This window comes from Streptomyces sp. NPDC096339 (genome assembly GCF_044762985.1).
Taxonomy (GTDB): Bacteria; Actinomycetota; Actinomycetes; order Streptomycetales; family Streptomycetaceae; genus Streptomyces.
On record NZ_JBIWFI010000020.1, the window covers coordinates 43838 to 60277 of the forward strand.

At 72.5% G+C, this 16440-nt stretch carries 16 protein-coding genes; 10 read left to right on the forward strand and 6 right to left on the reverse strand.

Annotated elements, in window-relative coordinates:
• Nucleotides 1–45: 45 nt before the first annotated feature.
• The 3 genes from ACIQ5Y_RS23945 (at nt 46) to ACIQ5Y_RS23955 (ending at nt 3306) form a co-directional block, all read left to right on the forward strand.
• Entirely contained in the window at nt 46–927 is an 882-nt protein-coding gene (locus ACIQ5Y_RS23945; RefSeq protein ID WP_403883916.1) for an alkaline phosphatase family protein, read from the forward strand.
• Between the two features lie 2 nt (nt 928–929).
• Nucleotides 930–2195 carry an MFS transporter gene (locus ACIQ5Y_RS23950; protein WP_403883919.1) on the forward strand — a complete coding sequence of 422 codons (1266 nt, stop codon included), beginning with the start codon at nt 930–932 and terminating at the stop codon, nt 2193–2195.
• Nucleotides 2196–2277: 82 nt separating this feature from the next.
• Nucleotides 2278–3306, forward strand: a complete 1029-nt coding sequence (locus ACIQ5Y_RS23955; RefSeq protein ID WP_403884169.1) for a TolB family protein — start codon at nt 2278–2280, stop codon at nt 3304–3306.
• A 30-nt stretch (nt 3307–3336) separates the two neighbouring features.
• Here the strand turns inward: ACIQ5Y_RS23955 and ACIQ5Y_RS23960 are convergent, their stop codons facing one another.
• Nucleotides 3337–4023, reverse strand: a complete 687-nt coding sequence (locus ACIQ5Y_RS23960) for a GNAT family N-acetyltransferase (RefSeq protein WP_403883922.1) — start codon at nt 4021–4023, stop codon at nt 3337–3339.
• Between the two features lie 140 nt (nt 4024–4163).
• Between ACIQ5Y_RS23960 and ACIQ5Y_RS23965 the strand changes: the two genes are divergently transcribed.
• The 4 genes from ACIQ5Y_RS23965 to ACIQ5Y_RS23980 all read left to right on the forward strand — a co-directional run bounded on the left by ACIQ5Y_RS23965 (nt 4164) and on the right by ACIQ5Y_RS23980 (nt 7125).
• Nucleotides 4164–4964, forward strand: coding sequence for an alpha/beta fold hydrolase (locus tag ACIQ5Y_RS23965; protein WP_403883925.1), 801 nt, complete (start codon nt 4164–4166; stop codon nt 4962–4964).
• Between the two features lie 66 nt (nt 4965–5030).
• Entirely contained in the window at nt 5031–6281 is a 1251-nt protein-coding gene (locus tag ACIQ5Y_RS23970; protein ID WP_403883928.1) for an MFS transporter, read from the forward strand.
• 26 nt (nt 6282–6307) lie between these two features.
• Nucleotides 6308–6430 carry a hypothetical protein gene (locus tag ACIQ5Y_RS23975; protein ID WP_403883931.1) on the forward strand — a complete coding sequence of 41 codons (123 nt, stop codon included), beginning with the start codon at nt 6308–6310 and terminating at the stop codon, nt 6428–6430.
• Between the two features lie 26 nt (nt 6431–6456).
• Nucleotides 6457–7125, forward strand: a complete 669-nt coding sequence (locus ACIQ5Y_RS23980; RefSeq protein ID WP_403883934.1) for a (2Fe-2S)-binding protein — start codon at nt 6457–6459, stop codon at nt 7123–7125.
• Between the two features lie 14 nt (nt 7126–7139).
• Here the strand turns inward: ACIQ5Y_RS23980 and ACIQ5Y_RS23985 are convergent, their stop codons facing one another.
• Complete coding sequence (locus ACIQ5Y_RS23985; protein ID WP_403883937.1) at nt 7140–8510, reverse strand: FAD-binding oxidoreductase; 1371 nt, start codon at nt 8508–8510, stop codon at nt 7140–7142.
• 159 nt (nt 8511–8669) lie between these two features.
• Here ACIQ5Y_RS23985 and ACIQ5Y_RS23990 point away from each other — a divergent pair, with 159 nt between their 5' ends.
• On the forward strand, nt 8670–9410 hold the full coding sequence (locus tag ACIQ5Y_RS23990) for a winged helix-turn-helix transcriptional regulator (RefSeq protein WP_403883940.1): 741 nt from the start codon (nt 8670–8672) through the stop codon (nt 9408–9410).
• On the opposite strand, the gene ACIQ5Y_RS23995 is transcribed toward ACIQ5Y_RS23990, so the two are convergent.
• Nucleotides 9407–11179 (reverse strand): S8 family peptidase, encoded by a 1773-nt coding sequence (locus ACIQ5Y_RS23995; RefSeq protein ID WP_403883943.1) that lies wholly within the window; start codon nt 11177–11179, stop codon nt 9407–9409. The two genes, ACIQ5Y_RS23990 and ACIQ5Y_RS23995, sit on opposite strands and share 4 nt — an antisense overlap.
• 275 nt (nt 11180–11454) lie before the next feature.
• Nucleotides 11455–12843, reverse strand: a complete 1389-nt coding sequence (locus ACIQ5Y_RS24000) for a cation:dicarboxylate symporter family transporter (protein WP_403883946.1) — start codon at nt 12841–12843, stop codon at nt 11455–11457.
• Between the two features lie 105 nt (nt 12844–12948).
• Here ACIQ5Y_RS24000 and ACIQ5Y_RS24005 point away from each other — a divergent pair, with 105 nt between their 5' ends.
• Nucleotides 12949–14544 carry an ATP-binding protein gene (locus tag ACIQ5Y_RS24005; protein ID WP_403883949.1) on the forward strand — a complete coding sequence of 532 codons (1596 nt, stop codon included), beginning with the start codon at nt 12949–12951 and terminating at the stop codon, nt 14542–14544.
• Nucleotides 14541–15242: a response regulator gene (locus ACIQ5Y_RS24010; RefSeq protein ID WP_403883952.1), complete on the forward strand. Its 702-nt coding sequence runs from the start codon at nt 14541–14543 to the stop codon at nt 15240–15242. The genes ACIQ5Y_RS24005 and ACIQ5Y_RS24010 overlap by 4 nt, the downstream gene beginning before the upstream one ends.
• On the opposite strand, the gene ACIQ5Y_RS24015 is transcribed toward ACIQ5Y_RS24010, so the two are convergent.
• Together ACIQ5Y_RS24015 and ACIQ5Y_RS24020 are read right to left on the reverse strand one after the other, a co-directional pair.
• Complete coding sequence (locus tag ACIQ5Y_RS24015) at nt 15224–16045, reverse strand: tyrosinase family protein (protein ID WP_403883955.1); 822 nt, start codon at nt 16043–16045, stop codon at nt 15224–15226. The genes ACIQ5Y_RS24010 and ACIQ5Y_RS24015 overlap by 19 nt on opposite strands.
• Entirely contained in the window at nt 16042–16422 is a 381-nt protein-coding gene (locus tag ACIQ5Y_RS24020) for a tyrosinase cofactor (RefSeq protein WP_403883958.1), read from the reverse strand. The genes ACIQ5Y_RS24015 and ACIQ5Y_RS24020 overlap by 4 nt, the downstream gene beginning before the upstream one ends.
• Nucleotides 16423–16440 lie beyond the last annotated feature (18 nt).

Genomic DNA, 16440 nt, shown 5'->3' on the forward strand with positions numbered 1-16440 from the left:
CGCCGTCCGAACCCCATTTCCGCCCGGAGGTACCCCGTGTTTGGCATGCCCCTGCCAGGCTCCCGTCGTAGGACCGCCCTCGCCACCGCCTTCGGCCTCAGCGTCGCGGGCGTCGCCCTGTGGGCGGGCATCGGCGCCGTCCAGCCCGCCCACGCCGCGGGCCTGCCCGCGCCCGACCACGTCGTCGTCGTGGTCTTCGAGAACCACGCCTACAGCCAGGTCATCGGCAGCTCCAGCGCCCCGTACATCAACTCGCTCAAGAGCGGCGGCGCCAACCTGACGCAGTCGTACGGCATCACCCACCCGAGCCAGCCCAACTACCTCCAGCTCTTCTCGGGTTCCAACCAGGGCGTCACCGGCGACAGCTGCTACACGCCCGGCTTCAGCTCCGCGCCGAACCTGGCCTCCGAGCTGATCGCCGCGGGCAAGAGCTGGGGCAGTTACAACGAGGGCCTCCCCAGCGCCGGATCGACCACGTGCAGCAGCGGCAAGTACGCCCGCAAGCACAACCCCTGGTTCGCCTTCTCCAACGTACCCACCAGCACCGCGAAGACGATGACCCAGTTCCCGACGGACTTCAACACCCTGCCCAAGGTGTCCTTCGTCGTCCCGGACCTGTGCAACGACATGCACGACTGCTCCGTCGGCACCGGCGACACCTGGCTCAAGAACAAGATCAAGCCCTACGCCGACTGGGCCAAGACCCACAACAGCCTCCTCGTCGTCACCTTCGACGAGGACAACCGGCTCGCCGGCAACAAGATCCCCACGGTCCTCTACGGCCAGCCCGTCACCCCCGGCAGCACGTCGAGCACCACCTACAACCACTACGACATGCTGCGCACCCTGGAGGGCCTGGCCGGCCTGACCACCCACGCCGGGAACGCGGCCACCGCCAAGGACATCACGGGGATCTGGGCTTCCTGACCATGTACGTTGCGGACAGCCGCGGTACCCCCGCGCCCGCCGTGACCCCCGAGCCGCAGGCCGCCGCCCCGGGCACCCACCCGGGGCGGCGCGCCGCCCTCGCCCCCACGGTTCTCGCCCTCGGCACAGTCAGCCTGATCACCGACGTCTCCTCCGAGATGGTCACGGCCGTGCTCCCGCTCTACCTCGTCGCCGGCCTCGGGCTCTCCCCGCTCGGCTTCGGACTGCTCGACGGCCTCTACAACGGGGTCAGCGCCCTGGTCCGGCTCACCGGCGGCCACCTCGGCGACCGCCTCGGCCGCCACAAGGCCCTCGCCGGGATCGGCTACGGACTCTCCGCTCTCTGCAAGCCGCTGCTCCTGCTCGCGCACACCCTGCCCGCGATCGGCGCCGTCCTCGCCCTCGACCGCACCGGCAAGGGCCTGCGCACCGCGCCGCGCGACGCCCTGATCTCCCTCGCGGCCGCCCCCGAGGACCGCGGCCGGGCCTTCGGCGTGCACCGGGCCATGGACACCGCCGGCGCGCTCATCGGCCCGATCCTCGCCTTCCTCGTCCTGCGCGGCGCCGCCGACGGCTACGACGCCGTCTTCACCGTCAGCGCCTGCGTCGCCGCCCTCGGCGTCCTCGTCCTCGTCCTGTTCGTCCCCGGCCGTCGGACCGCCCCGGCCGCCGACGCCGAACCGGTCTCGCTGCGCGCCGCCCTCGCACTGCTGCGCCGGCCCGACCTGCGCCGGATCGGCCTGTGCGCGCTGGTCCTGGGCCTGTGCACCGTCAGCGACGCCTTCGTCTTCCTGCTGCTGCAGCACGCCACCGGCATCGCCGACCGCTGGTTCGCGCTGCTGCCGCTCGGCACCGCCGCAGCGTTCTTCCTGCTCGCGCTGCCCCTGGGCAGGCTCGCCGACCGGATCGGCCGCGGCCGCGTCTTCGTCGGCGGCCACCTCGCCCTGCTGCTCGCCTACGGGCTGCTGCTCGCCGGAGGGGCGGGGGCGTGGCTGCCGTACGCGGTGCTCCTGCTGCACGGCGGCTTCTACGCGGCGACCGACGGCGTGCTGATGGCGGCGGCCGCCGGAGCCGTCCCCGAGGAGCACCGCGGCGGAGGTCTGGCCCTCGTCCAGACCGGCCAGGCCCTCGCCCGGTTCGCCGCCTCCCTCGGCTTCGGAGCCGCCTGGACGGTCTGGGGCGCCCGCCCCGCCCTGGCCGTGGCCGCCGCACTGCTCGCCGCGGCCGTCTGCCTGTCCGGGCGTCTGCTGCCCGCGGGTGACGGCTGACGCCCGGACCCGTGCCGACGGGCCCCGAGGCCCGCCGCAAGGCCCCCACCACCGAAAGGCCCCCATGCCACCGATGCCCCCCTTGTCCCTCCGCCGCCGGATCCTGATCCTGGCCGCCGTCGTGTCCGTCCTGGCCGTGATCGCGGGGCTGTCCTTCCTGCGGGCCGCCGACCGGGCCGAGCAGAAGAACCAGGCCCAGGCCGGCGGCCCCGAGATCATCCGGGGCGAGCTCTCGCTGACCCCGGGCGACGGTGGCCCACGGATCCTCTTCCGCAACATGGCGTGGGGCCCGCACCGAGACGAACTGGCCTCCGTCCCCGCCTCCGCGCCCGAGGGAGCCCGTACCGCCTCCGGGGTGAGCTGCCTGCGCTTCCACTCCGCGGCCGGTACCGGCATCTGCCTCCAGGCGGTCAAGGGCGGGGTCCAGGACGGCTACCGGGCCGTCGTGCTCGACAAGGGCCTGAAGGAGGTGTCGGCGCACCCGCTGGCCGGCATCCCCACCCGGGCCCGGGTCTCGCCCGGTGGGCACCTCGCCGCGTGGACCGTCTTCGTCGGCGGGGACTCGTACGCCGGTACGAACTTCTCGACGCGGACCTCGGTGCTCGACCTGCGCACGGGCAGGCTCGACGCCTCCCTGGAGGACTTCACGATCCTCAAGGACGGCAAGGAGTACCGGAACGCCGACGTCAACTTCTGGGGGGTCACCTTCACCGCCGACGAGCAGGCGTTCTACGCGACCATGGCCACGGGCGGCCGCACCCACCTGGTCCGCGGGGACCTGACCGCACGCACGGTGACCGCCCTGCGCGAGAACGTGGAGTGCCCGTCGCTGGCGCCGGACGGGAAGCGGCTGGTGTTCAAGAAGCGGGTGGAGGGCCTTCCGGCCGAGGCCCCCTGGCGGCTGTACGCCCTGGACCTGGCCTCCGGAGCGGAGACCCCGCTCGCCGAGGAGCGCAGCGTCGACGACCAGGTCGTGTGGCTGGACGAGCGGACCGTCGCCTACTCGCTGCCCGGGGACTTCGGGGCCGACCTGTACACGGTCCCGGCGGACGGGAGCGGCGCCCCGGTCCGGCTCATGGCATCGGCCCTCGCCCCCGCCTTCCTCGGGTGAGGAAGGCGGGGGCGGGCGACCGCAGGACCGTTACGCCGGAACGAGCGTCTTGCGCCTGCGCTTGCGCGGGGCCTTCGCCGAGAGCCTCAGCTCGATGATCGACCGCACGGTCGGCCACTCCTCGTCGAGGATCGAGTAGAAGGCGGTGCTGCGGACCGCGCCGTCGAGCCCCCGCGAATGGGCCCGGCGGACCCCCTCGCAGGTGAAGCCGAGACGCTCCATCGCGGCCCGCGAGCGGACGTTGCGGGCGTCCGCGCGCAGTGAGATGCGTCGCACGCCCCAGGTCTCGAAGGCATGGCGGAGCATGAGCAGCTTCGCCTCGGTGTTGATACCGGTGCCCTGGGCGCCCGGGGACAGCCAGGTGTTGCCGATCTCGGCGGCATCGGGGATCGCCGTCGCCGGATCGCCGAACGGGACACCCGGCACGGCGGGCCACACGAGTGGACCCTGCCAGTAGTCCAGTTCCAGGAACCGGGTGGAACCGACAACAAGGCCGTCCGCGGCTCTGACCACCGCGAACGGGAGCGACCGGCCCGCCGCCTGATCGGCGAGGGCGCGTTCGATGTACTCGTGGGACGCCTGCACCCCATGGGGTACGGGGGTGAAGGCGTAAGTCGTACGATCCTCGGCCCCGGCCAGGGCCAGAGCCTCGGTGTGGTGGGGGGCGAGGGGCTCGAGCCGCACGGAGCGGCCGGCGAGGAGTACGGGTACGGGCACGGAGCCTTCGGTCCTTCTGGGCGGTGGGGTGGTTGCACAGTGTGCGTCTCTGACGTCGCCCCCCGTGCAAAACACGGGTGAAAGGCAACGGGCTGTCAGGTGAACGCGAGTGGCTCAATGTAGCCCCTTAAAGTCCTCTCATGAACCCCCAATTTGGCAATGGCGTGAACGTCTTTTTCGATGACTTGGGTCCCCGGGACGGAACGCCCGTAATCCTGATCCACGGACATCCGTTCAACCGCACGATGTGGGCCCCCCAGACAGCCGCGCTGACGGCCGCCGGCTACCGGGTGATCGCCCCTGACCTGCGAGGATACGGAGAAAGCCCGGTCGTGCCCGGCAAGGCGCTCCTCGCCGACCTCGCGGACGACCTCGCCGCCCTGCTCGCCCGCCTGGGTATCGAACAGGCGGTCGTCGGTGGTGTGTCCATGGGCGGGCAGATCGCCATGGAGCTGCGGCTGCGCCACCCGGGTGTGGTACGGGCGCTCGTGCTCTGCGACACCTCGCCGGAGCCGGAGACCGAGGACGGCAGGAAGTACCGCCGGGAGCTCGCGGAGCGGCTCCTGGCCGAGGGCATGAGGGGGTACGCCGAAGAGGTCATCGACAAGATGCTGGCGCCTTACAACGTGACCGGCATGCCCGAGGCGGCCGCCCGGGTGAGCGCCATGATGTGCGCGACCGACCCCGAGGGCGCCGCCGCCGCCCTGCGCGGGCGGGCCGAGCGTCCCGACTACCGCCCGGTGCTCGCCAGGGCCGCGGAGCCCTGCCTGCTGCTCGTCGGCGCGGACGACGTCTACACCCCGGTGGCCGACGCCGAGGCCATGCACGCGCTGATGCCCCACTCGGTGCTCACGGTCATCGACGGGGCCGGACACCTGCCCGGGGTGGAGCAGCCGGAGGCCTTCAACCGGGCACTGCTGGAGTTCCTCGCGGGGTTGTGAGTGGCCCAGGATCCCGGGCCTTGAATGGCTCTGCCTCGCGGGCCACCCGGCTGATGGAATGACGGGGTGACGCTACGGATCCTGCCCCCGCCCGGGGCGCCGCGACGGCTCGCCGCGGCCCAGTTGAGCAACTCCGTCGGTGACGGCGCCTACTACGTGTGTTCGGCCCTCTACTTCACCCGCGTGGTGGGTCTCTCGCCCGCGCAGATCGGCCTGGGGTTGACCGTCGCCTGGGCCGTGGGCTCCGTGGCCGGCGTCCCGCTCGGGGCGCTCGCCGACCGGCGCGGGCCCCGCGGCACCTCGGCGGTGCTGGCGGCGGCCACGGCGGCCTCGGTGCTCTCCTTCCTCGTCATCCGGTCCTTCTGGGCCTTCCTGGCGGCCGTGGTCGTGTACGCCACCGCCCAGTGCGGGCTCGGCGCGGCCAGGCAGGCGCTGCTCGCCGGCCTGGTCCCGGCGGAGCGGCGGACGGGAGTCCTGGCCCACCTCCAGTCGATGCTCAACGGCGGGCTGGCCCTGGGCGCGGCGCTCGGCGGCCTGGCCCTGGGCGCGGACACCGAACGGGCCTACCTGGCGGTCTTCGTCCTCGACGCGGTGGGCTTCCTGGGTTGCGCCGCCCTCCTGCTGACGCTGCCGGCGGTGGCCCCCGTCCCCTTGCGGGCGGCCGGGGAGCCCCGGCTGGCGGTCCTCCGCGACCGCCCGTACGCGCTGGTCACGCTGCTGAACGCGGTGCTGCTGCTGCGGATGCCCCTGCTCAGCCTCGCCGTGCCGCTGTGGATCGTGCAGCGCACGCATGCTCCCGGCTGGCTGGTGTCGGCGCTGTTCGTGCTCAACACGGTCGCCGTGATGCTGTTCCAGGTACGCACGGCCCGGCCCGTGACCGACGTGGACACCGCGCTGCGGGCGCTGAGGGTCTCGGGGCTGGTGATGGCCGCCTCGTGCGCGGTGTTCGCCCTCTCGGCGCTGCCGGGGGCCGCCTGGGCGGCGGCGGGGCTGCTCGTGGCGGGAGCGGTGCTCCAGGTGGACGCCGAGATGCGGCAGTCCGCCGGGTCCTGGCAGATCGGCTTCTCGCTGGCGCCCGCCGACCGGATGGGCCAGTACCAGGGCTTCTTCGGCACCGGGGTTCCGGTCGCCCGCACCCTGGGGCCGCTGGTGCTGACCTCGCTGCTGCTGGTGTGGGGCGTCCCGGGGTGGCTGCTGCTGGGGGCCCTCCTGTCGGCGGCCTCGTACGGGATGGGTCCGGCCGTGCGTCGGGCCGAGGCCGCGCGCGGGCGGGGCGAGCCCCGCGGCGCCGTCGCGGAAGCTGTACGGGCGGGCTGAATCAGAGCCTTTCGGCGTGGTCGCGCGTGAACACGGTCCGGGTCGCGGACGCGGTCCGCGTGGTCCCGGAGACGGTGGTCCTCCAGGAGCCGGTGGCCCGGCTCGACATGTCCGACTTCGAGGTGGCGACGTACTCCCCGACCGGCTGAGCCCCCGCGCCTGAGATCATCCGGGCATGGACGAGGTACTGCGCAGGCTCGCTTCCGTCGGGCCGTTCTTCACCGTGCCCTACGGGAAGGAGCCGCCCGGGGAGGGCTACCGGCCGCTCGGCGAGCTGTACGGCGAGCGGCTGGAGCCGTACGTCGCCGAGGTCGGGCGGCGGATCGGCAGCGGGCCCGGGCGGGTGGCCGCCTCGACCGCCCAGCTCGGCATCGCCTCACGGCTGTGGTCGATCGGGCTCGGCTGCGCCGCGCTCGCCGGGCGGGTGCCGGACCTGGCCCCCGACCGGGTGTGGTGGAGGCTGCCGGGGGCCGGCTCGCTGGAGCTGTGGCTGCCCGAGCCGGGAGAGCTGCCGGCTCAGGCCCTCGGGGACACCGTCCTCGGGAACCTGGCCGTGCTCGACGCGGGACTGCGGGAGCGGTTCGGGGTCTCGCCGAAGGTCCTGCGGGGCAACGCCGCGTCGGGGCTCGTCGGGGCGCTGCGGGTGCTGCTCGACCGGGTACCGGGCGGCACGGCCGTGACTTTGGCCGGTGAACTGCTCGCGGAGGGCGGGCCGCTGGGAGGTACCGGCACCTTCATCCACGAGGAGGGACTCGGGGTCGCCTTCGTGCGGCGCAGCTGCTGCCTCTACTACCAGGTGCCGGGCGGAGGGCTCTGCGGGGACTGCGTGCTGCGGACGAGGTAGGCGAGGGCCCGGCCTCAGGCGGGGCGGATGTTCTTGTTGTGGTGGAAGACGTTGCCGGGGTCGTGCTTGGCCTTGACCTCGGCCAGCCGGCGGTAGGTGTCGTCGCCGTAGGCTTCGCGGACCCGGCCGGCGTCGTCGTCGCGGTCGAGGAAGTTGACGTAGACGCGCCCGCCGCGGTGCGGGCCGAGGGCTTCGAGGAAGTTCCGCGTCCAGGCGGTCTCGCCCGCGGCGCGCTCGCCGGTCTCCCCGGGGAGCCACACACCGTCGATGACGATGTTGAAGGGTGCGTCGCGACCGGCGTAGGCGGTGGAGTCGTGGGGGACCCGGGCGACGGCGCCGCCCATGTGGAACACCGCCGCGTACGACCGGGGCGAGCCGGCGCGGTAGGCCTGGTCGGCGATGACGGAGACGGCGGCGTCGGAGAGCCCGGTGAGACCGGTGGCCTTCCAGTAGTAGTGCCACCCGTGGGGGACGGTGTCGTCGAGACCCCCCTGAAAGGCGGCGTAGGACGTGGGTGCGAGCAGGTCCACGAGGGGAGTCCCGAACCGGCGCAGGGGCCGCAGGACCCGCTCGCCCTCTTCGGCGGGTCCGGCGTGGCAGCAGGCCACGGCGACGGCCGGCCGCCAACGCAGCTCCTCTGGGACGACCGGCAGCGGCGGTACGGTGCCCAGCCTGACGACGGTGCCCAGCTCGTCGGGGGCTTCGGAGACGAAGTCCCGGTAGAAGCGCAGCACGTCGGCGGTGTCGTCGGCAGCCCAGAACACGGGGCCGGCCATCACGGTCGGGCCGAGGGGGTGCAGGGCGAAGCGGAACGCGGTCACGGCGCCGAAGTTCCCGCCGCCGCCCCGCAACGCCCAGAACAGGTCGGGGTCCTCGTCGGCGGACGCACGCACGACACTCCCGTCAGCGGTGACCACCTCGGCGGCCAGCAGATTGTCGACCGCGAGCCCGTGCCGCCTCATCAGGAAGCCGAGACCGCCGCCGAGCGTGAGCCCGGCCACGCCGGTGTGGCTCACGATGCCGCCGGTGGTGGCCAGCCCGTGGGACTGCGTCCCGTGGTCGACGTCGCCCCACAGCGCGCCACCCTGCACCAGGGCCGTGCGCCCCGCGGGGTCGACCCGGACGGCTCGCATGGGGGAGAGGTCGATGACGATCCCGTCGTCGCACACCGCCGTGCCGGCCACGTTGTGGCCCCCGCCCCGGACCGCGATCTCCAGGTCGTGGTCGCGGGCGAAGCGTACGGCGGCGACCACGTCGGCGGTCCCGCCGCACCGGGCGATCAGCCGGGGGTGGCGGTCGACCGCGCCGTTCCACACGGCCCGGGCGGTGTCGTAGTCGTCGTGGCCGGCGGTGATCAGCCGGCCCCGGAAGCCGTTGATGTCCATCGCGGTCGCCTCCCGCTCGGACGTCCGGCCGGCCCGCCGACCGGACGGTCGCGTCGTGCTTCTCGTCCCCCGACGCTCCCATCGCACCACCGCGGACCGGGGCCGTGAAGTCAGGAATCTGGACTCAACCGGCGATGGGGGGAGTGGGAGAATGGCACCGTGCGGACCTACGGTCAGTACTGTCCCATCGCCCGTGGCGCCGAGATCTTCGCCGAGCGCTGGACACCGGTGATCATCCGCAACCTGTACCTGGGCTGCGGAAACTTCGGTGAGATCCTCCAGGGCGCTCCCGGACTGTCCCGCACCCTGCTCGCGCAGAGGCTCAAGCAGCTCGAACGGCTCGGCATCGTCGAATCGGCACCCAAGAGCGAAGGGCGCGGACACCACTACGAGCTCACCTCCGCGGGCCACGACCTCTTCAAGGTCTGCGTGTCGCTCGGTGAATGGGGTGCCGCCTGGCTCGAGATCGCCCCCGAGCACCTCGATCCCTTCGTGGCGCTGTGGTCGATGTGCAACATGCTCCGCCGGGACCGGCTCCCGGACGGGCGTGTCGTCATCCGCTTCGACTTCACCGGGCGGCCCAGGGGCTCGGAGCGCTATTGGCTGCTGATCGAGCACGCGGACACGGAGATCTGCAAGACGTACCCGGGTGTCGACGAGGACCTGTACGTCACGGCGGAGGCCGAGGCCTTCGTCAAATGGCACGCCGGCCAACTGAGCTGGGCCGAAGCCGTCCGGGAGGACCGCATCCGGCTCCACGGCCCGTCGTGGCTCGTACGGGCCTTCCCGACCTGGAACGCCAAGAGCGCCTTCGCCCACATCAAGCCGGTCGCACGAAGGCCGTCGGGGAGCGGAGTCACTGCCCCTCGACGGCCTTCGGCGACGGCTCGGCGGAACTAGAAGGTCAGGTTCCAGGAGTCGATCTTGCCGGTGTCGCCGCCGGCGTTGTCGTTGACGCGCAGCTTCCAGGTGCCGCCCGCGACCTCGGAGGAGGCGTTCACGGTGTAGACCTGGTTGATGTTGTCGGCGCTGCCGCCGGCCCGGTTGTGGACCGTGTACACGCTGCCGTCGGGGGCGATCAGGTCGACCTTCAGGTCACCGATGTAGGTGTGCACGATGTTCACGCCCACCTTGAGGGTGGCCGGGGCGTTGCCCGTGACACCGCTGACGGTGATGGGGCTCTCCACGGTGGTGTTGTCGCCGATGGCGAAGTCACCGGTGTTCTCGAAGTACTTGCCGGGAGGCGGGGTTGACCCGACCGCCTTCAGAGCGTCTACCTGGCCCTCGCCGAAGAAGCCGTTGTTGGCCGTGGTGCCCTTGCAGCGGCTGTCCGACGGGCAGGCGACGTCGTTGGCCTGGGTGGCCAGCTTGTCGCGGATCTGGGCCGGCGTGATGCCCGGGTTGGTGCTGGCGATCAGTGCCGCCACACCCGTGACGTGCGGGCTGGCCATCGAGGTACCGCTCATGGTGGCGTAGGTGCCGCCCGGCGCGGTCGAGTAGACGTTGCTGCCCGGCGCGGCGACGTCGATGATGCCCTGGCCGAAGTTGGAGAAAGAGGCCTTGGTGGTGCCGGTGCCGTTCGCCGCGACCGTGACCACGCCCGGGAGTTCGGTCGGGATGTCCACGCACGCGTTGGTGATCGTGCGGGTGACCGGGGTCGAGTCGTTCGGGCTGGCCGTGTCGGTGGTCTTGTTGGCGAGGTCGTAGTTCTCGTTGCCCGCCGCGGCGACCTGGAGCGAACCCTTGCCCTCCGCGTACTCCTGGGCGCGCTTGACGCCCTCGATGATCGCGGCCTGGTCGAGGTTGTCCGGGCAGTTGAACTGCCACGGGTCCGTGTAGTAGCTGTTGTTGGTGACCTTGAAGCCGTGGTCACCGGCCCACATGAACCCGCACACCGTGTTCTCGGCGAAGAAGAGCGACGAGTTCGGCTCGGCGATGCGCACCGAGGAGATCTTCACGCCCGGGGCCACGCCGACGACGCCCTTGCCGTTCTTGGCGGCGGCGACCGTACCGGCCACGTGGGTGCCGTGGGTGCCCACGTCGCGCCAGGCGCCCGTACGGGTGTCCGGCTTGCCGTAGGCGCAGGAGACGGAGTCGGCCGCGTTGAAGTTCGGGGCCAGGTCCTGGTGCTGGTCGTCCACACCGGTGTCCAGGATGCCGACCTTGACGGACGACGAGCCGGTGGTGACGGCCCAGGCCTGGTCGGCCTTGATCTGGGTCATGTCGGCGCGGGCCGGCTCGCCCGCGGGCGTCGTGGCCTGCGTCGGATTGGCGGGCAGCGCCGGGTTGTAGGCGTCCGCCGGCACGTCCGAGGTGCGGGTGGCGCCCACCTTCTGGACCCCGCTCACGCCGCGCATGGTCGTGGCGAAGGTGCCGGAGGCGGAGTGGGCCAGGACCACGCCGATGGCGTCGTAGTAGTGGAAGACCGTGCCGCCGTTGGCGGCGATGGCGTTGCGCACCGCGGTGGTGTCACCGGGAGCAGTGATCACGAAGTAGGCGCGGGTGCCGGCAACCCAGGTCGCACTCTGGGAGGTCGGCGCCGCGGCCTTCGGCGCCGCGGGGGCGACGCCGGCCTTGGCGGGAGAGCCGGAAGGGGAGACGGGAGCGGTGCCGGCAAGCGCGGCGGGGGCCCCGAAAGCGAGTGCGGCGCCGAGGGTGGCGGCCAGCACGAGGGTACGTCGAGGTCGGCTGGATATGTGGGGTATCAATGCGTCCTCCGAGGACACGATGGTGCTGGTGGCACCTATCGCGTCGTACGAAACGAGTGGTGGACGCAAGATGTCAGACGCATGCCCTGATATGGAAGTACCTTTTACAGCACTACGGTTCGCACGCCGTTGGCTGAAAACCGACTGTTTCAAGTGGTGTCGGGGGATGTCGGGGCCGACCGGGCTGGGCACCGTGGGGGCGAACCCTGCCCGGCCGGCCCGTACGGGCGTACCGGCTAGGCCGGAACGCCGTCCTTGGGGCCGCCCGCGGGCTGCGGCACGGCGGCCACCGCCTGCTCGGCCGGTTCGCCCTGGTCGGCGGGGCTCGTCACGTGAGCGTCGTCGATGAGCGTGCTCTCGTCGAACGGCAGCCGGCCCGCGAGGACTTCGCCGGCCCGCGCGTGGTCGAACTCCTTCGTCCACGTCCCGATGAGCACCGTCGCGATGGCGTTGCCCGCGAAGTTGGTCAGCGCCCGCGCCTCGCTCATGAACCGGTCGATGCCCACGATCAGGCCGACGCCGTCGACGAGTTCCGGCCGGTGCGACTGGAGCCCACCGGCGAGCGTGGCCAGACCCGCGCCGGTGACCCCGGCCGCACCCTTCGAGGCGATGACCATGAAGAGCAGCAGCGAGATCTGCTCGCCCAGCGCGAGCGGCTTGCCCATCGCCTCGGCGATGAACAGCGAGGACATCGTCAGGTAGATCGCGGTCCCGTCCAGGTTGAAGGAGTACCCGGTGGGCACGGTGATCCCGGTGACGGGACGGGAAACCCCCAGGTGCTCCATCTTCGCGATCAGCCGTGGCAGCGCCGACTCCGAGGAGGAGGTCGAGAGGATCAGCAGGAACTCGCGGCCCAGGTAGCGCAGCAGGGCGAAGACGCTGACCCCCGTGCACACCCGCAGCAGCGTGCCCAGCACCACGAACACGAACAGCAGACAGGTCGTGTAGAAGCCGATCATGATGACGGCCAGGGATTTGAGCGCGTCCATGCCCGTCGCCCCGACCACCGCCGCGATCGCTCCGAACGCGCCCACCGGCGCCGCCCACATGATCATCGCGAGCACCCGGAACACCAGCTTCTGCACGTGTCCGATCCCGCGCAGCACCGGCTCGCCCGCCGCGCCCATGGCCTGCAGCGCGAACCCGCAGAGCAGCGCCACCAGCAGCGTCTGCAGCACCTGCCCGCCCGTGAAGGCGGACACCAGGGTCGTCGGGATGATCCCGAGCAGGAACTCCGGCGTGCTCTGCGCCCCGCCCGCCTTGGCCTGCGCCTCGCCGGCGTGCTTCGCGGCCTCGGTCAGGTGCAGCCCGCTGCCGGGCTCCAGCAGGTTCCCGACCAGCAGGCCGATCGCCAGCGCGACCGTGGACATGACCATGAAGTAGCCGAGGGCGAGCCCGCCCACGGCCCCCACCTTGGCGGCCTTGCGGACCGAACCGATGCCCAGCACGATCGTGCAGAAGATCACCGGCGAGATCATCATCTTGATGAGGTTGACGAAGCCGGTGCCGAGCGGCTTGAGCTCCACGGCCACGCCGGGCGCGGCGAAGCCGACGGCGATGCCGAGCAGCACCGCGGCGATCACCGCGATGTAGAGATAGTGCGTTCTGTCGCGCCTGGCGGCCACGATGCCTCCTGCTGGTGAAGTCGTTCCGGGAGACCATCGCCCAGCGCTGTGACCCCGGTCACCCTTGCGTTCATTGAGTTCACGACCCGGTGCACACTGAGCGCCATGTTCCGCTTCCCCCGACCCCCGCGCAGCCTCGCCGGCCAGCTCTTCGCCATGCAGGTGCTGCTGGTCGCCGTGGTCGTCGCGGGGTGCGCCGTCTTCGCGTACGCCACCGCACGCGGTCAGGCCGAGGACGCCGCCCGGCGCCAGGCCGGGGCCGTGGCCCACGCGGTCGCCGACTCGCCGTCCGTACGCGAGGCCGTACGCGGAGCCGCGCGCGGAACCGATCCCTCGGCCGCCCTCCAGCCCTACGCGGAGAAGGTCCGCACCGACTCCGGCGTGGACTTCGTGACGATCATGGCGCCCGACGGGCGGCGCTGGACCCACCCCGACCCGCGCCGCATCGGCGAGACCTTCATGGGCAACACCGCTCCCGCACTGCGCGGCGAGACCTTCAGCGAGACCTACACCGGAACCCTCGGCCCCTCCATCCGCGTGGTCACCCCGCTCACCGACGGCGACCGGATCGTCGGCCTCGTCAGCTCCGGGATCACCGTCCGCGCGATCAGCGACCGGCTCGCCGCACAGCTCTCCGCCCTCGCCTGGGTCGCCGGCGGGGCCCTCGCGCTCGGCGGCCTCGGCACGTACGTGGTCAACGCCCGGCTGCGCCGCCACACGCACGGCATGAACGCGGCCGAGCTCAGCCGGATGTACGACTACCACCAAGCGGCCCTGCACGGGGTGCGCGAAGGGCTGCTGCTGCTCGACGGGCAGCGCAGGATCACCCTCATCAACGACGCGGGCCGCGAACTGCTCGGCCTGCGGGGCGGGGTCACCGGGTCCGGCGCCGCGGACCTCGGGCTGCCCGCCCCGCTGACCGGCGCCCTGCTGGCGGACCGGCCCCGGGTCGACGAGGTGCACCTGACCGCCGACCGGGTCCTGGTCGTCAACAGCGCGCCGGTCGCGGGCGGTGGCCGCCGGGGCACCGTGGTGACCCTGCGCGACCACACCGAACTCCAGGCGCTGACCGGTGAACTGGACCAGGAGCGGGGTTTCACCCAGGCCCTGCGTTCCCAGGCCCACGAGGCGGCCAACCGGCTGCACACCGTGGTCTCCCTGATCGAACTCGGCCGCGCCGACGAGGCGGTGGAGTTCGCCACCGCCGAACTGGAGCTCGCGCAGGCGCTGACCGACCAGGTGATCACCGCGGTCGACGAGCCGGTACTGGTGGCGCTGCTGCTGGGCAAGGCCGCGCAGGCGCACGAGCGGGGCGTGGAGTTGGTCGTCACGCCGGACAGCCGCAGCCTCGCCGAAGGCGGCGGCCTGCCGCCGGCCCGTGACCTGGTCACCGTGCTGGGCAACCTCATCGACAACGCGGCCGACGCCGTCACCGCCGTCCCGGGCGCGCGGATCGCGGTGACCCTGCGGCCCGACGGGGACGAACTGCTGCTGCGGGTCGCCGACAACGGCCCCGGGCTGCCGGAGGGGGTCGACGTGTTCCGTCGGGGCTGGTCAGGGAAGGGCGAGGGGCGGGGCCTGGGCCTCGCGCTGGTGCGCCAGGTGGCGCAGCGGTACGGCGGGAGCGTGACCGCCGCCCAAGGCCCGGCCGGGGGAGCGGAGTTCACGGTACGGCTGCCCGCCCCGGGCGGTGCCCGGTGAGCGCGGGCGAGGTGCGGGTGCTGATCGTCGAGGACGACCCGGTGGCCGCCGACGCGCACGCGCTGTACGTCGGGCGGGTCCCCGGGTTCACGGCCGTCGGGGTCGCCCACTCGCTCGCCGAGGCCACCCGGCACCTGGAGCGGACCCGGGTCGACCTGCTGCTGCTCGACCTCACCCTGCCCGACGGCCACGGACTGCGCTTCGCGCGCGGGCTGCGGGCCGCCGGGCACCCCGCCGACGTGATCGCGGTGACCTCGGCTCGGGACCTGGCCGTGGTCCGCGAGAGCGTCTCCCTCGGTGTGGTCCAGTACGTACTGAAGCCCTTCGCCTTCCCGACCCTGCGCGAACGGCTCCTGCGCTACGCGGAGTTCCGCCAGGCGGCGGGCGAGGCGGCCGGCCAGGACGACGTGGACCGGGCGATGGCCGCGCTGCGCGCACCCCGCCCGGCCCAGCTCCCCAAGGGGCTGAGCGCGCCGACCCTGGACCGGGTCGCCGCCCTGCTGAGGGCGGCGACCGAGGGGCTGACCGCGGCGGGGGCGGCCGAGGCGGCCGGGATCTCGCGGATCACCGCCCGCCGCTACCTGGAGCACCTGGTGGACACCGGCCGCGCGGACCGGACCCCCCGGTACGGCCAGGTCGGCCGCCCCGAACTGCACTACCGCTGGCTGGCGGCGGGGTCTCACACGTCGAACGTGTAGAACTTCCGGTGGTCCAGCATGTCCGCCGGGGTGACGTCGTTCCACGGCCGCATGGTGTCGTTCAGGTCCACCACGTTCGGGGTCCCCGCCGCCGGCAGGTACGCGGACTGCGGGTGGCGGGCCTGCCAATCGGCCCACAGCTTGTCCACGAAGGCGTGGTGCATCCAGAAGACCGGGTCGTTCGGGGACACCCCGGTCGCCATCTGCCCGCCGACCCACACGTGCACCCGGTTGTGCAGGTTGGCGCCCCGCCAGCCCTCCAGGCTGTTGCGGAAGCCGCTCGAGGCGCTGTTCCAGGGAGCCGCGTCGTACACGGGGATGGCCAGTACGGCGTCCACCTCCGCCCGCGTCGGCAGCTCGGCGACGCCTGTGCCCAGCGCCCGGCGCAGGTAGGCGCGGCCGTCCACCCGTACGTTCACGTTCCACTTGCCGCCCGCGTGGGCGAACGGCCCGTCGAGCACCTGACCGTCCCGGGCCCGGCCCGTGCCGCCGAGGAAGTCGGCGGCCCAGAGCGAGGCGCGCGAGGTGCGGTCGGCGGTCCAGTCCCAGTACGGGATGGACACGTTCTTGTCGACCTTCTGCAGTTCCGCCTCGAACTCCAGCAGGAAGCGGCGGTGCCAGGGCAGGAAGGAGGGGGAGCGGTGACCCACCCGGTCGCCGGAGTCCGTGTCGGACATGATGAAGCCGTTGTGGGTCGTGACGAAGCGGTCGTAGGTGCCGGTGCGCTTGAGCTCCAGCAGGGCGGCCGTGAAGGCGCGCTTCTCCTCGGAGGTGAGCGCGGCCTGGTTCTTGCGGACGGTCATGCCGCACCGCCGAACGGGGCGAGTTCGGAGCCCTGGAGGTCGCGGACCGCGGCGCGGGCGAGGGAGAGCGGGTCGGAATACGTCTCGTAGTGGTTGATGACGCTGATCCAGCTGCCGTCGGCGTTGCGCATCACGTGGAGTTCGCGGCCGTCTATCCGGACGGTGGGCAGCCCGGCGGAGTGGTGGCCGCCGTGGTGGCCGCCCCCGTCCTGGGTTATCCGGATGCGGCGGCCCTGGTAGACCTCTTCGGTGGCCGTGCCCGAGGTCGTCGGGGTGGTGGCCGGGGTGGCGTTCGCGGCGGTGGCCGCCACACCTAATGCGGTGAGTGCGCCGGCAGTGGTGCCTGCCAAGGCCTGTCGGCGGGTGATCTTGTTCATGGCCGAAGAGGTATCAGG

Coding starts and splice junctions, on each gene's coding strand:
- ACIQ5Y_RS23945 (WP_403883916.1), top strand. CDS start 46: ATGCCCCTGCCAGGCTCCCGTCGTAGGACCGCCCTCGCCACCGCCTTC.
- ACIQ5Y_RS23950 (WP_403883919.1), top strand. CDS start 930: ATGTACGTTGCGGACAGCCGCGGTACCCCCGCGCCCGCCGTGACCCCC.
- ACIQ5Y_RS23965 (WP_403883925.1), top strand. CDS start 4,164: ATGAACCCCCAATTTGGCAATGGCGTGAACGTCTTTTTCGATGACTTG.
- ACIQ5Y_RS23980 (WP_403883934.1), top strand. CDS start 6,457: ATGGACGAGGTACTGCGCAGGCTCGCTTCCGTCGGGCCGTTCTTCACC.
- ACIQ5Y_RS23985 (WP_403883937.1), bottom strand. CDS start 8,510: ATGGACATCAACGGCTTCCGGGGCCGGCTGATCACCGCCGGCCACGAC.
- ACIQ5Y_RS24005 (WP_403883949.1), top strand. CDS start 12,949: ATGTTCCGCTTCCCCCGACCCCCGCGCAGCCTCGCCGGCCAGCTCTTC.
- ACIQ5Y_RS24015 (WP_403883955.1), bottom strand. CDS start 16,045: ATGACCGTCCGCAAGAACCAGGCCGCGCTCACCTCCGAGGAGAAGCGC.
- ACIQ5Y_RS24020 (WP_403883958.1), bottom strand. CDS start 16,422: ATGAACAAGATCACCCGCCGACAGGCCTTGGCAGGCACCACTGCCGGC.